Origin of the sequence: Clostridium sp. UBA4548, from assembly GCF_002387895.1 — a bacterium.
Lineage (GTDB): Bacteria > Bacillota > Clostridia > Clostridiales > Clostridiaceae > Clostridium_J.
In genome coordinates, this window is the sequence record NZ_DGLI01000009.1 from 121,065 (window position 1) to 135,974 (window position 14,910).

The window sequence follows — 14,910 nt, forward strand, 5'->3', positions numbered from 1 at the left end:
ACTTAATTAAATTAATAGGGGGAGAAGAATATGAAATTAAAAAGTATTAAAATGAAAACTTTGGCCTTTATACTTCCAGTAATCTTAGTTGCATTGATAACTTTAACAAGCATAAGCTACTTAAGCTCAAAGGCAATTATTAATGAAGAGATTAAGGGGAAAATGGTTAATCAGCTTAGTACAAACATTGAAGATATAAGGAAAAACTTATTTAGACATGGGCAAATTGCTGAGGTGCTTGCAGAAGTGGTAGAGGCCTCTCAGGGCGCTTTATCAGAGAAAAATTATGAAGATATACTTATTAAAGTACCAGCTACAAATGATGAAACCTTAGGAGCGGGAATTTGGTTTGAACCTTATAAATTTGTTACAAATACTAAGTTTAAAGGATTTTATGCTTATAAGGACAATGGTAGTGTAAAGTACACTGATGAGTATAGCACAGGAAAACATAATTATTTCGAAGAGCCTTGGTATAAAATTGGGGTAGGTAGTAAAAATCAAATTGAATGGTCTAATGCATATGTAGACCAAGTTACTAATATAAGCATGATAACAACAACAAGTCCCATGTATAATACCAATAATGAATTTCTAGGTGTAGTTACTTCAGATATAAGCCTTTCAACTATTCAAGATATGATAAAAAATATTAAGGTTGGAAATAGTGGAAGAGCCTTTTTAATAGATAATACAGGGCTTTATATAGCAGATAAAGATGAAAAGAAAAACATGACAAAGAAGATTACAGAAGAAGAAAATGAAAGTTTAGTAAGCCTAGGTAAAGAAATGTTAGAAAAGAAAAAAGGGGAATATGGTTTTACTGATGATAATGGTAAAAATAATGTGTACTATGTGGATATACCAGAAGTTGGTTGGATCATAGGAATTACTATTCCAGAAAGTGAATTATATGCTCCAGTAACAGCACTATTATCCAAGCTTTTAGTATTAGCGATTGGCACAATTATCTTAGCTGTAGTTGTAGTGTTATTATTCACTAATTATTTGACAAAAAATATTAGCAAGGTAAATAAATTTGCCATGACCATAGCAGAAGGAGACTTAACAGAAAACTTAATTATAAAATCTCAAGATGAGCTAGGACAAATGGCAGGAAACTTAAATAAAATGAGTGATAACCTAAAGAACATGATAAAGTTAATCTCAGAGAACTCTCAAGATATGAGTGCAACCAGTGAAGAACTATCTGCTACTGTGGACGAAATGACGGGAAGAATTAATTCTATCAACAACTCAACAAATGAGATTTTAAATAGTTCTCAAGAAGCCAGTGCTGCAGCAGAAGAAATAACAGCTTCCGTGGAAGAAGTGAATTCAAGTATTCAAGTACTTTCAACTAAAGCTTCTGATGGAAGTTTAGAAGCTAATGAAATTAGTAATAGAGCTACTAAGGTTAGTATAAAAGCACAGGAGTCTAGTGGCAAAACTCAAGCTATTTATAAGGACAAGGAAAAAGGTATAGTTAAAGCTATTGAGGAAGTAAAAGTAGTCAGTGAAATAGTAGAAATGGCAGAAACCATTGCTAACATTTCTAAGCAGACAAATTTACTTGCATTAAACGCAGCTATAGAAGCAGCTAGAGCTGGTGAAAGTGGTAAAGGTTTTGCAGTGGTAGCAGAGGAAGTAAGAAAACTAGCAGAACAATCGGCAAGCGCTGTAGTTAACATAAAAAGTACCATTGAAAAAGTTCAAGTTGCCTTTAATAACTTATCTGAAAACTCTTCTGGAGTTTTAAAGTTTATTGATGAAAACGTGATAAAGGATTATGAACTTTTAGTACAAGTAGGGCAAAGATATAATGAGGATGCGGAATTTGTTAGCAATATGTCAGAAAACATTGCAGCAATGTCTGAGGAAATAACTGCAACAGTGAATCAAATTGGTGAGGCAATTGAAAGTATGGCACAGACCACTCAAGTAGCTTCAGAAAACACTAGTGATATTTTAAGTAGCATCACTGAAACTGCCCATGGTATGGAGCAAATTTCTAAAGCAGCAGAAAATCAAGCAAATCTTGCTCAGAAATTAAATGAAATGATTAATCAGTTCAAGATATAATATTAAATAAAATCTATATATATATTATAAGTTTCAATTATAAAAAGAGTCCTACATGAATAAAATGGAACCTGTGTCTAGGGGATTTTAGGAGATGTAAGGCTCTTTTTATATAAAAACCCATTTTAATTCTGTGGCTTGTAATTAAAAAAGCTATAATTACGGGATAATTTCTTAGCAAAATTACTAAATAACAAAGTAGGATTTTTATTTTGCAAATAATTAAAATAGTATATAATTATAAGGTATTAGTGTATATAGATTATTATTTTATTTAAATCCTGGAATGTCCAAACTCTTATCCTTTATTCTTAAAAATTCTCATGAGAAGGCAAGCTTTGAGATTGATATGCATTTTCATTCTAGGACATTAAGCAAAAGAGTTTCTTTGACATTTAGTATATATAAGTTGCAATATTACTTTTATACCGAAAGATAATTTTAGACAACTTATATAAAAGAGAATGCAAAATTGAATTAGATATATTTTTGCAGTATATTTATTACATTCTATATAATAAAAAAATTAAGACTTCCTTTATAAAAGGAAGATTATATAAATGTAGCAATAGATTTCATAAGGGGATAGAGAAAATGGTCACCAGTAGAATAGTGGGCAACAAAGATAAAAATTTAGAAGAAACTATAAAAGAATTAATTAAAAAACAAGAGGAATTAAAAAGAAGCGAAGAGCGATATAAAATACTTGCTGAATCCACTAAAGATATTATTTGGGAAGGAGATCTTCTTAATAAAAAGAGACACTTTTCAGGAAAGTTATATGAGATTCTTGGATATACTGAAAAAGAGTTAGAGGACTTTCAAAGATGGTTTGACATTGTTCATCCAGAGGATTTAGCAACAGTAAAAGAAGGAATTAGGCAACAAGTAGAAGGAAAAGTTCAAGTTAAAGTTTTTGAGTATAGGGTAAAGAGTAAGAATGGAATTTACAAGTGGATATGTTCTAATACAAAATGTGAGTTTAATGAAAAGGGAGAAGCAATAGCTACCTTTGGTTCTTTTACTGATATTACAAAACTAAAAGAACAACAGAAAAAAATACATGATTTAGCTTATTATGATTCTGTAACAAAGCTTCCAAATAGAGCTATGTTCACTAGAGTAATAACAGAAAGAATACAAAGGGCTAAGGAGAATAAAAGCAATTTTGCAATGGTGTTTATGGATTTAGATAACTTTAAGTTTGTTAATGATTCCTATGGACACCCAGTGGGAGATGGACTATTAGTTGAAGTAGGAAAAAGATTAGAAGAGATGAATAATGATAAAATTATGTCCTTTAGATTAGGTGGAGATGAGTTTATTATTTTAATAGAAGGCATTGAAAGTAGAGAACAGGTAAAACAGTATTCAGATCAGTTAAATAAAATTTTAGGGATACCTTATCTTGTTAGTGGGCATATGTTTCACGTTACTCACAGTGGAGGAATAGTAATTTATCCTGAAGATGGAGATACCTTTGATGAGTTACTTAAAAATGCGGATACAGCCATGTATAAATCTAAGGAATTAGGAAAGGGTGTTAGCTCTTTTTATCATGTTAAAATGGGGGAAGCTGCTATAGAAAAGGCTGAAATCCAAAGAGATTTGCATAGAGCTATAGAAGAGAAAGAGTTTGAACTTTACTATCAACCTATAGTAAATGTAAAAAACCAAGAAGTAAAGGGCTTTGAAGCTTTAATTAGATGGAACCATCCAGAAAAAGGAGTGGTTTCTCCAGGAAAGTTTATACCCATAGCTGAAGAAAATGGGACAATAATAGAAATAGGAAAATGGGTATTAAAAAGTGCCTGTAAGTATGCTAGAAAAATACAGTGTAGGGGAAACACTAACTTCTATGTTTCAGTTAATATTTCTCCTTATCAGTTATTGCAAAAAGGGTTTACGGATTATGTTATGGATACTATAAAAACCCTAGAAGTAAGACCAGAAAATCTTGTACTTGAAATCACTGAATCAGTGTTGATTGAATCCTTGGACTCGGCAATTCATAAGTTAAAGGAACTAAGAGATAATAATATAAGAATAGCCTTAGACGATTTTGGTTGTGGATATTCTTCCCTTACCTATCTTAAAATGTTACCTATTAATATAGTAAAAGTTGATAGATCCTTTATTAAAGATATTGAATCTGAAGAGGACACAAAAAACATGACAAATGTTATTATTCTTATGGCAAAGCAATTGGGCCTAGAGGTGATTGCAGAAGGTGTTGAGGAAAAATATCAAGTAGACTATTTAAAAAAACATGAGTGTCATATGTTTCAAGGATATTTAATTAGCAAGCCATTACCAGAAAAAGAGTTTAACAACATTTTGGAAGCTTCAAGTCTGCCATCTTCTAAAGTGGCAGTTGCTCAGTCTAGATAAGTTGTCATGGTAGCAGTCTAAATCTGCTTCCAAAGTTGTTAACAAAATGAACTTGTTCATTATTTAATAATTTAATTAAGCTTTAGAATAATAAAATTTAAAAACGACACACTTATCACTAAAAATCATTGGAGGCTTATAAATAGTGTAATTATATTTTAAAAGCTAATAAGTTTTTAGGAGTTAAGGGGAGGAGAAATCATGGGAGAAATTAGTAAGTTACCTAATATAGGAGATAAGTTAGAGGCACAACTTAAAGAAGTGGGAATTCATACTGTAGATCAACTAAAACAAGTAGGAAGCAAACAGGCCTGGTTAGATATTAGAACTATAGATAGTTCGGCTTGCATAAATAGATTGTATGCTCTTGAAGGAGCAATACAAGGAATTAGGTGGCATAGTCTTTCAGGTGAAGTAAAAAGTCAGTTAAAAGACTTTTTCCATGAAGTTAATATGGAAGATTAAACTTTTATAACTTTAGATATAGGATTTTATACACAGGATTTTAATTATAGAAAAAGAAATTATATAAGAGTTCTTGACAATATTACTAATTAGTAATATATTATGAGTATGGATAATAAAAATATAACTTATGGAAAATTAAGCGATTTAAATTTAAAAACATTAATTGCATTAAGCAGAACTACAAATAATGTGCATAAACGAGAATATAAGACCATTAAAGAAGGAGGATTAACTGTTTCACAGTTTTCAGTACTTGAAGTATTATATCATAAAGGCGATTTAAAAGTTGCAGAAATAATAGATAAGACTCTTTCCACAGGTGGTAACATGACGGTGGTTATTGAGAATTTAGTTAAAGATGGCTTAGTTACAAGATATAAAGATCCTGAAGATAAACGAATTAATTTTATAAGTATCACAAAAAAGGGAAAAGATATTATTGATGAAATCTTTCCAAAACACATAGAAAATATCAATGAAATTTTTAGTTCATTAACTATTGAAGAAAAGCAAAGCTTAATAGGCTTATTAAAGAAATTATCCGGTGTATAGACGAATACACCATATTTTTTAAAATATTATTACTAATTAGTAATAATATTAAAAAGACAAAAGTAGTTTAAATATAGGAGGGATTATTATGTTAAAGAAAATTGAAAGCAAAAATATGGGTTCAAGTGATCTTGGTTGGTTAAAGAGTAAATTTCACTTTTCCTTTGCAGAGTACTATAATCCAAAGAATATGAACTTTGGAGTGCTCAGAGTTATTAATGACGATTTAATTAACCCCCATACAGGTTTTGATACACATCCTCATAAGGACATGGAAATTATATCTTATGTGGTAAAGGGCCAGTTAACCCATGGAGATAGTATGGGGAATAAAAGTACTCTAAGTCGTGGTCAGGTTCAATATATGAGTGCAGGAACAGGAGTTTATCACAGTGAGCATAACTTAGGTGAAGAAGTAACAAGACTTCTTCAAATTTGGATACTTCCTGATAAGGCAGGGTATGAACCTAATTATGGAGAATATAGATTCCCTTGGGAGGAAAGAAAAAACAGGTGGCTTCATATGGTTTCCAATAAGGAAGGGGATGCACCAATTAGAATTAATCAAGATATTAACCTATTAGCTTTAGAATTGGAAGAAGGCAATAAAATAGAGTATGAAGTAAAAGAAGGTAGGCAGGCATATTTGGTGCAAATAGAAGGGATATCAAGTATAAATGGTATAGATTTAAATCAAAGAGATGCAATGGAAATTGTAGAAGAGAATATAAGGCTTAAGGCAAAATCCCTATCTCATTTGTTAATAATTGAAATGGAAAAAAGTGAAGGTAACTAGATAATAAGTATATGCAAAAGGCTATAAATACCAATAATATAATTTTATAAAATAAATATTTAAAATAGAGGAGAGATAATATGAAAAAAGATTTTTATTCTGCAGTGGCAGACAGACGTACATTCTATGGAATAAGCAAAGAACCAGTGGTTTCTAATGAGAGGATTGAAGAAATCATTAACCATTCTGTAAAGCATGCTCCATCAGCCTTTAACTCTCAAAGTACAAGGGTAGTTCTACTACTTGAAGAACATCATGATAAGCTATGGGATATGATAAAAGAGGCGTTAAGAAAATTAGTTCCAGAGGATAAATTTTCTCAAACTGAGGAAAAAATTCATTCCTTCCGTAATGGATATGGAACAGTACTATTCTTTGAAGATAGTAGTGTAACTGAAGGGCTTCAAGAGAAATTTCCACTTTACAAAGATAATTTCCCTATTTGGGCTCAACAATCTAATGGTATGAATCAATATATCATATGGACAGCTCTAGAAATGGAAGGCTTTGGAGTATCCTTACAACACTATAATGAGGTTATTGAAGAACAGGTGAAGAATCAGTGGAATATACAAAGTAACTGGAAGCTTATCGCACAAATGCCTTTTGGAAAACCAACAGCAGAGCCAGGTGAAAAGCAGTACCAACCAATAGAGCAGCGTGTTAAGATATTTAAATAGTAGGGATTATAACTACCTAAAATAATCTTAATAACTTGTAACTTAGTGTTTCAAATGACAGAAAATAAATTTCTCTAAAAATCTACCCAACAAGGATAATATTAAATTTTCCTTGTTGGGTAGATTAATTTTTATGCATATAATGGAAAGGTTTCTGGTGCAGTTGTGAAAGAAGAAATAGTAGCTGTACCATTAGTAAAGTATAAAACTGAAATAATTCCATCATCTATACTATAAAGGGTTTTCAAAGATGGATGAGCTTCAAGTGAGAATTCTTTTACTTCACGCCTATCATCATTTGCCACTTCACCAGTAACACGAATCCATTGTCCATTCTTATTCATTGCAGAGATTTCTACTTTTGGATTTTCTAGCATTTGTTTAAAGCATTCTTTTGTATTGTTAGTAAGAATGTATAGTTTATTCTCATATTCAAAAACAGCACCAAATGGTCTGACTCTTGGTTGATCTCCTTCAGTAGTAGCTAAATAAAAAGTTCTACTTTCTTGTAAGAATTCTAAAGCCTTTTTCATTATTATTGTTCCTCTCCTAACTATATGTTAAAATTGATTATGCAATAATAATATCATGTACAACTTAAATCACAAGTACAATCTTTTAGTGAGATAAGTATCAAATAGGATACTATAAGGAGATATAATGGAAAATATTAATAGTCTTTTTGGAAAGTGCCCATATTTTACAGCGCAAAAATTGCTTTCAGGAAAATGGTCAATTTTAATTATGTATAATTTAAATAAAGGAACATTACGGTTTGGGGAGCTACAAAGAACAATGGAGGGGATTACACAGGCTACTTTAACTAAGCAATTGAGAATGTTAGAAGAATTTGGACTGGTTAATCGCTATGTTTATCCAGAAATTCCACCTAAAGTTGAGTATTCACTTACAGAATTAGGGAAAGAATTTCAACCAGTATTAGAGCAGGTTAGAGTTTGGGGAGATAAGTATATAAAGTATCTTAAATATAAATAAAGGGAGGTTACTCCATGGAGTGGGATATGGATTTTAAACCTATAGCAGAAAAAAGTGCTTTAGCCCAGGGGGATGGAAGTCAATATTCAGTGCATGTTGCAGAAATTATTCATGAGATAATTACTAATTTTGTTATGGATTTAAATAGAGTAAAAGAAAAAAATCCTAATAATGAGGAGCTGCTTTACATTGAAGCAGCTATAAGCATTGATAACTGGTTAAGAATAATGAAAGACAATGTGAACAAAAGAAATCAATCGGTATTTTGGGCAAAGAACCTTTTAGTTCTTTTAGCTAAAACTCTAGATCAAGTTAAAGATTGGCACCCTTATTTAGAAGTCATAGATAAACAGTTAAAATCTATGATGCCAAAACACTATAGTATTGCTAAAAAAGTATAAAAATATAAGAATTACGCTGTAGGTAAGGATTTCTAGCCTAAGCGTTTTTTTGTGTTTTTGAAGAAACTTTATTTGTTTAAAAAGTTTTTACTTACATTCACTAATTTTTTTGTGTTAGACTTAGATAAGTGCTTCTGCTATTTTTGATTCATTAGAAAGTGCATATCAAGGTCTATGGACTTTATACACATCAATTAAAACACATATTGCGAAAAAGTATTATGGTAATTCAATGCCTTGGAACAAAATGGAGAGTTTTTAAACTTATAAATAAAATTTAAGGATTTAAAACTGCAGAGAAAAAAATGCTAAACTAAATAAAGGTGTTATATATTGTGTGTGTAGGGTAATGTGTAAACGTTTACGAATATTGCTGTAGCACTTTTCACGAGCATTGTACTTGAAAAGTGCTAAGTTATTAATATTTATACTAAATCCAAGTTAAACTTCAGGAGGTATATAAAATGAATTTATTAAAGGAAAAAGTAAAACACAATGCTTTTGGGTTAGGTGTTATTACAGAATTAAAGGGTAACAAAATATATGTAGAGTTTCAGGAGGAAGTTGGAACAAAAATGTTTTTATATCCGGAAGCTTTTGAAACCTTTTTAAAAGCAATGGATACTACTGTAGAAAGTGATATATTGGAGGAATTGCATAGAAAACAACAGCAAATAGAGTATGAATTACAAGAAAAACAACGTAAAGCTGATGAATTAAGAGAAAAAATGAAAAAGTTAGAACCTAAAAAGAAGACTGTAAAGAAAACAGTGAAAAAGAAATATGAAGTAGATTAATGTTCGCTTATTACTTTTAAAAGCACAGCCTCAATACTAAAGTTTAGAAGAGGAAAGGAGAGATCTAAATGTTTAATGTAGGAGATTTTATAATTTATGCAGGACACGGTATTTGCCATATAGATGATATTTGTGAAAATGCTTACTTAGGAGTTACAAGAAAGTATTATGTATTACACCCACTTGAAAATTGTGAACTTATAATAAGCACTCCTGTGGACAATGATAAGGTAACAATGTTAAATCTTATGGACCCAAAAGAGGCAGAAGAAATTTTAGAATCATTTAGGGAACCGGGAATAAATTGGGTGGAATTATCAAATCAACGAGACCAAATTTATTCTGAAATTGTAAAGTCGGGTAACCGTAAGGAAATTTCAAAAGTGGTGAATACCTTAATTCGTAAAAAACTTAAAACTGAGGCTAAGGGAAAGAAATTATACGAGCAGGACAGAAGGCTTTTAGATTTTGTTCAGCATATTTTGTTTGCAGAATTAGCAGTGTCTCTAAATACTACTCATGAGGAAGTATATGAAAAAGTCATGAGCATCATGGCAGTAAATTAGTGACAAATCATACTATAAAAGGTTAAACAGAGTTTGAAAGGTGAAACCTCATATTCCTATGATTTGAGAAATATCCGTCAAAAGTCATTGAGCAAAGAAGCTTGCTCATTATTTAATGAAGGGCGTTGATTATAAATGAATATTAACAATGAAAAAATTGCAGCACTAGAAGCAGCAATGAATCAAATAGAAAAACAATTTGGAAAAGGTTCCATTATGAAGCTTGGATCAAATACAGAAATGGATATTGAGGTAATACCAACTGGATCCTTGGGTTTAGATATAGCATTAGGTGTTGGTGGAGTTCCTAAGGGGAGAATAATAGAAATATATGGACCAGAATCCTCTGGTAAGACCACTGTTACACTACATATAGTGGCAGAAGCTCAAAAACGGGGGGGAGCAGCAGCCTTTATTGATGCTGAGCATGCTTTAGATCCATCCTATGCAAGAAAGGTTGGAGTAGATATTGAAGAACTTATTGTGAGTCAGCCTGATACAGGGGAGCAAGCCTTAGAGATTGCGGAAGCCCTTGTAAGATCAAATGCTGTAGATGTAATTGTTGTTGACTCTGTAGCAGCTCTTGTTCCTAAAGCAGAAATAGAAGGTGAAATGGGAGATTCTCATATTGGATTACAAGCTAGATTAATGTCTCAAGCTTTAAGAAAACTTACAGCGGCCATCAATAAATCTAAATGTGTAGTAATTTTTATAAACCAATTAAGAGAAAAAATAGGAATAATGTTTGGTAACCCCGAAACAACTGCTGGAGGGCGTGCACTCAAGTTTTATTCATCTGTAAGGCTGGATATTAGAAAATTTGATACTATTAAAGTTGGTGAAGATACCCTTGGAAATAGAACAAGAATAAAAGTAATAAAAAATAAGGTGGCTCCACCTTTTAAAGTAGCTGAATTTGACATCATGTACAATGAAGGAATATCAAAAGAAGGAAGTTTAATAGATTTAGCAGTTAATGAAGAAATAGTTCAAAAAAGCGGCTCCTGGTTTGCCTATGGAGATATAAGGTTAGGTCAAGGAAGGGAAAATTCAAAGGTTTATTTAAAAGAAAATCCTAAAATCGCTAATGAAATAGAAAATTTAATTATGGAAAAGTATAAATTGCCACTATCAAAAATAGTTATAAGGGAAGAGACAGTAGAAGCTAATACGAAGCCTAATGAAGAAAATCAATAAGGATATTAAGGAAAAATATAAGTGATATGTGTTTGAGAACTTTCCTATTATATTTTTGATAATAATAAATCTAGACAGCTAGCCCTTAATAATAGGGATGGAGAGCTGGAAGAGCTAATTGTAAAGTGCCTTAAATAGACCCTTTAGAGTAATGAAATAAAAATATAGTATAATAGTTTTTTAGCGATGTAAAATAATTACATCGCTTTTTTATTAAAATATTCCTAGTAAAATTAAGTTTTAAGAAATTATTAAATTTAATAGAAATTATTGTTTCACAATTTATTCCAAGTCATGTAAAAAGTATGTACAAAAATTAAATAATCTATGATATAATTTAAATGTAATTAAATGGAAAATATAGGGGTAATATTTATTTGGGGGAGAAAAAGATGGTTAAAGGTATTCAGTGGTTTGATGAAGGAACAATTAAGATTTTTGAAGAAAATGTAGTATCACTTGCTAAAGAAATTGGTAAACCATATATAAATCAAATTAATGAATGTGGTTACAACTTAAAAGTTGACATCTATAGTCGAAAAGAACATAATCATTTTGGTGATGAGTATGTATCATATCTTCGCTTTCAAGTATTAAAAGATAACAAGTTAGTTGATTATGAGGAAGGATCCTTGTTGAATGCAATACCATTAACATATACACTAGGGTTATTTAAAAAGCACGCCAATTTCGTGGATATAGCATATGTGGACAAGGAAATTCATAGAATTATGGAGTATTATATTAAATCTTTACATGAATTAACACATGATAACTTAGTCATTTCTTCATAACTTTGCTTTAACTTCAAACTCTTCCTGCTTAATAATATAATCATAAAACTCAATTTCATCTTTTAGCAAGCACATTAAGTTACAGAAATAAAAAACTAATAGTTTATTTAATTACCCTATTATTCAAAAATGGATTGTAGGGTATTTTCGCATGAAAAAGCTATAGGATTGAAGAAGTTAAAGATATTATAGAATGTTTATTAGAAAAGTGTTGTTAAATTGCAGGTCACAGGTGATATTAATGTATCACCTGTTTTTTATTAATCTATGACAACCTGTTGTCATAGTAGGTGTGATATATTTTACATATAAACTTAATAGAAAGTAGGATCATTATGAAATTTGAATGGAAAAATCAAGAAAAAAATTTATACTTACCGAAAAAGAAACCCGAGTTAGTAATAGTACCAAAACAGAAATTTTTTATGATTAGTGGAAAGGGAAATCCAAATAGTGAAGAATTTTCTGAAAAAATAGGCATACTATACTCTTTAGCCTATGCGGTTAGAATGATGCCAAGAAAAGGATATACTCCTGAGGGTTATTTTGAATATACAGTCTATCCACTTGAAGGGGTATGGGATTTAACTGAAGAAGGTAGACAATCTGCAATATTAAAAAAGGATGAGCTACTTTATACTATTATGATTAGGCAACCTGACTTTGTAACTGAAGAAGTTGTTAATAAAGCCTTTGAAATTGTTAGAAAAAAAGGAAGCAATCCATTATTAGATGAAGTAACTTTTGAAGCCATGGAAGATGGTTTAGCTGTTCAAATGATGCATGTAGGTTCTTATGATGAGGAACCACAAAGTTTTCAGCAAATGAAAAACTTCATTAAGGAAAATAATCTTGAAATTGTAACTTTAAAACATAGGGAAATTTACATTTCAGATTCAAGGAGGACTGAAAAAAGTAAACTAAAGACGGTTCTAAGATATCAGGTTTGCCATAAATAATGAGATATACATGACCCTGCTATTTTAAACTTTACTGTAGCAGTGAATGTAAAAATAGATAATGCTATAGTGACTATTTTCCCATATTATTAAAAGTTTCTCTTTTAAGCCAAGGTTGATAATTAATATAATATGAAACTGGGCAAACAATTTTACTTGTCCAGTTTACTTTTTTATCCTGAAGTAAGAAAAGTACAAAGATTTTATTTCCTCTTATTCTTTTTCTTTTTATCAAAGAAACCCATAATTAACAGAGCCATAAATGATGCCGCTAATATATTTAAGGACTGTTCCAATAAGTTCACCTTCTAACACCGAGATTAGTTTAATATTCTATGTTTTTATTATACATGTAAATTGAAATTATTCCAATATTTATAATTTTGTGAGATAATATGGTATATATGGTATATATACCATATTTTTATTATAAATTAATATTTAACAATATTATTGTAGCTAAACAGGGGTGTTATGGAATATTAAGGGGGAAAAAGATTGAAGAGTAAAATTATTAAAGAATTAAAGGGTGGATTCATTTTTTTTAGTGTTATTTACACAATTATAACTATTTTAAGTAGCTCTGAACAGTTATTTCAGGGACAAGTTGCAGATACTAATTTCCATATTTTAAATAGGGCTGTTGTAACCTTTATTGCTGTTTTAACAGTAAAGTTATTTGAGAAAATTAAAGTTAAAAGTGCTATCCTATCCTTTCTTCTGCCTTATGCAATTTCAATGGGAGTTGTGTTTTTTTATGTATGGTTAACTGCATTCATTGAACCATTAAGTCGAAATGCATATAGAGATGTGTTTTTTAACTTTACTGCAATTTCTATTTGTGTGGCACTTATTTTAACTATAAAAGATAAGTGGAAGAAGAAAAAGAGAAAAGGTGTAGAAGATTTTAAAGCATAAGTGATAGCATTGGACATAAATAAGTGTTGGAACATATATTTAGTATTCTTAAGCTAGATAGCTTGTTAAAAAATTAAGATTTGGTAGGTGAAAATAAATGATTTTAGAATACATAGAAACCAGTAGATTAATAATAAGAGAAGTTAATGAAGGAGACTTTAAATTAATTCACACCTATGCTTCAAAGTCTGAAGTAACACAATATTTACCTTTTGGTCCAAACAATGAAAAAGACACTAAACTTTTTATAGAAAAGGTTATGAATTACAAGGATCAAAACCCAAGGTGCGATTATGAATTTGCTGTAGTATTAAAGGAAAATAATACACTAATAGGTGGCTGCGGAATTCATATTGCAAGTATTAACAACAAGGAAGGGTTTATTGGCTATTGTTTTGATAATGAATTTTGGGGTAAGGGTTATGGCAGTGAAGCTGCTAATGCGGTAATTAATTTTGGATTTAATAAGTTAAACCTACATAGAATTTATGGTACATGCCATCCGGATAATATAGGGTCAAGTAAAGTCATGGAGAAAGCAGGAATGATTAAAGAAGGTCGCTTAAGAGAGCATAAGTTACAAAAAGGAAAGTGGAGAGATTCCTTCTTGTACTCCATTCTTGATTATGAATATAAGGCTAATACTATAGATTACTGTTTGATAACTAAATTGGAAGAAGAATAAGAAGGGGGAATAAAAATGGAAAATGTTCGTGTTTATGAAATACCTGGTTGTAAAATGGTGTCATCACAATGTGGTATGTTTGGGGATGGTAAACTTGAAAAATTTAATGAATGGTTTAGTTCTCTGCCAAGAACAATGTTTCCAAAAGATTTTATGTTTTATGACAACCAACAAGAGGGATTTATGTGGTATTACATATACAATGAGGGTATGAATGTACCTCAGGATTTTAGTATCATTGATTTTCCAGGTGGTTTATACGCTGTTGCTACTGATGTAGATGGACAGGATAGTTCTGAGACAATTAGCACCATTAAAAACTTTATTAAAGAAAAAGGGTGCTTTGAGGAAGATGCTTCTCGTGCATACCTAGGGAATATTCCAACTCCACCCTCTGCTTGTAAGGCCATGGGATACGAGCAAATGGATTACTATGTACCAATAAAGATTAAGTAATATTAATCAAAATAGTATAATTTTTATTTTGTGTTATAAAGTGAAAAAAAGTGCAATGGGACAATTATACTAATTTAGCTGTTAATACACTAACCAATGGTAAACTTCCGAGATGAAGAATTAAAACTTACAAATAGAGCTATTACTGCAAGGTTCAGTAGTAGCTTTTTTT

General features: G+C 30.7%; 17 protein-coding genes. 16 read left to right on the forward strand and 1 reads right to left on the reverse strand.

The features are described from left to right. Nucleotides 1-30: 30 nt before the first annotated feature. The 6 genes from B3040_RS03580 (at nucleotide 31) to B3040_RS03605 (ending at nucleotide 6,969) form a co-directional block, all read left to right on the forward strand. Nucleotides 31-2,082 (forward strand): methyl-accepting chemotaxis protein, encoded by a 2,052-nt coding sequence (locus tag B3040_RS03580; RefSeq protein ID WP_291570264.1) that lies wholly within the window; start codon nucleotides 31-33, stop codon nucleotides 2,080-2,082. 594 nt (nucleotides 2,083-2,676) lie between these two features. Then, entirely contained in the window at nucleotides 2,677-4,473 is a 1,797-nt protein-coding gene (locus tag B3040_RS03585) for a sensor domain-containing protein (RefSeq protein WP_291570267.1), read from the forward strand. 201 nt (nucleotides 4,474-4,674) lie between these two features. Beyond that, nucleotides 4,675-4,938 carry a TfoX/Sxy family protein gene (locus B3040_RS03590; RefSeq protein WP_291570269.1) on the forward strand — a complete coding sequence of 88 codons (264 nt, stop codon included), beginning with the start codon at nucleotides 4,675-4,677 and terminating at the stop codon, nucleotides 4,936-4,938. Nucleotides 4,939-5,046: 108 nt separating this feature from the next. Next, complete coding sequence (locus B3040_RS03595) at nucleotides 5,047-5,493, forward strand: MarR family winged helix-turn-helix transcriptional regulator (protein ID WP_291570359.1); 447 nt, start codon at nucleotides 5,047-5,049, stop codon at nucleotides 5,491-5,493. A gap of 88 nt (nucleotides 5,494-5,581) precedes the next feature. Beyond that, the gene (locus B3040_RS03600; protein ID WP_291570273.1) at nucleotides 5,582-6,289 is read left to right on the forward strand and encodes a pirin family protein; all 708 of its coding nucleotides are present in this window, start codon (nucleotides 5,582-5,584) and stop codon (nucleotides 6,287-6,289) included. Nucleotides 6,290-6,369: 80 nt separating this feature from the next. Beyond that, nucleotides 6,370-6,969: a nitroreductase family protein gene (locus B3040_RS03605; RefSeq protein ID WP_291570277.1), complete on the forward strand. Its 600-nt coding sequence runs from the start codon at nucleotides 6,370-6,372 to the stop codon at nucleotides 6,967-6,969. A gap of 131 nt (nucleotides 6,970-7,100) precedes the next feature. On the opposite strand, the gene B3040_RS03610 is transcribed toward B3040_RS03605, so the two are convergent. After that, a complete protein-coding gene (locus B3040_RS03610) occupies nucleotides 7,101-7,502 on the reverse strand; it encodes a pyridoxamine 5'-phosphate oxidase family protein (RefSeq protein WP_291570279.1) in 402 nt (133 codons plus the stop codon). Nucleotides 7,503-7,629: 127 nt separating this feature from the next. Here B3040_RS03610 and B3040_RS03615 point away from each other — a divergent pair, with 127 nt between their 5' ends. The 10 genes from B3040_RS03615 (at nucleotide 7,630) to B3040_RS03660 (ending at nucleotide 14,738) form a co-directional block, all read left to right on the forward strand. Next, nucleotides 7,630-7,965: a winged helix-turn-helix transcriptional regulator gene (locus B3040_RS03615; protein ID WP_291570282.1), complete on the forward strand. Its 336-nt coding sequence runs from the start codon at nucleotides 7,630-7,632 to the stop codon at nucleotides 7,963-7,965. Between the two features lie 14 nt (nucleotides 7,966-7,979). Continuing rightward, nucleotides 7,980-8,366, forward strand: coding sequence for a hypothetical protein (locus tag B3040_RS03620; protein WP_291570284.1), 387 nt, complete (start codon nucleotides 7,980-7,982; stop codon nucleotides 8,364-8,366). 464 nt (nucleotides 8,367-8,830) lie between these two features. After that, nucleotides 8,831-9,163 carry a hypothetical protein gene (locus tag B3040_RS03625; RefSeq protein ID WP_291570287.1) on the forward strand — a complete coding sequence of 111 codons (333 nt, stop codon included), beginning with the start codon at nucleotides 8,831-8,833 and terminating at the stop codon, nucleotides 9,161-9,163. Between the two features lie 68 nt (nucleotides 9,164-9,231). Then, nucleotides 9,232-9,729, forward strand: a complete 498-nt coding sequence (locus tag B3040_RS03630; protein ID WP_291570290.1) for a CarD family transcriptional regulator — start codon at nucleotides 9,232-9,234, stop codon at nucleotides 9,727-9,729. 135 nt (nucleotides 9,730-9,864) lie between these two features. Further along, nucleotides 9,865-10,926 (forward strand): recombinase RecA, encoded by a 1,062-nt coding sequence (gene recA, locus B3040_RS03635; protein WP_291570293.1) that lies wholly within the window; start codon nucleotides 9,865-9,867, stop codon nucleotides 10,924-10,926. Between the two features lie 392 nt (nucleotides 10,927-11,318). After that, the gene (locus tag B3040_RS03640) at nucleotides 11,319-11,720 is read left to right on the forward strand and encodes a hypothetical protein (RefSeq protein ID WP_291570296.1); all 402 of its coding nucleotides are present in this window, start codon (nucleotides 11,319-11,321) and stop codon (nucleotides 11,718-11,720) included. A 335-nt stretch (nucleotides 11,721-12,055) separates the two neighbouring features. Then, nucleotides 12,056-12,679, forward strand: a complete 624-nt coding sequence (locus B3040_RS03645; protein ID WP_291570298.1) for a GyrI-like domain-containing protein — start codon at nucleotides 12,056-12,058, stop codon at nucleotides 12,677-12,679. A 498-nt stretch (nucleotides 12,680-13,177) separates the two neighbouring features. Further along, on the forward strand, nucleotides 13,178-13,597 hold the full coding sequence (locus B3040_RS03650; RefSeq protein ID WP_291570300.1) for a DUF6608 family protein: 420 nt from the start codon (nucleotides 13,178-13,180) through the stop codon (nucleotides 13,595-13,597). A 97-nt stretch (nucleotides 13,598-13,694) separates the two neighbouring features. Beyond that, entirely contained in the window at nucleotides 13,695-14,282 is a 588-nt protein-coding gene (locus B3040_RS03655) for a GNAT family N-acetyltransferase (protein WP_291570302.1), read from the forward strand. Between the two features lie 15 nt (nucleotides 14,283-14,297). After that, nucleotides 14,298-14,738 (forward strand): GyrI-like domain-containing protein, encoded by a 441-nt coding sequence (locus B3040_RS03660; RefSeq protein ID WP_291570305.1) that lies wholly within the window; start codon nucleotides 14,298-14,300, stop codon nucleotides 14,736-14,738. Nucleotides 14,739-14,910: the final 172 nt, after the last annotated feature.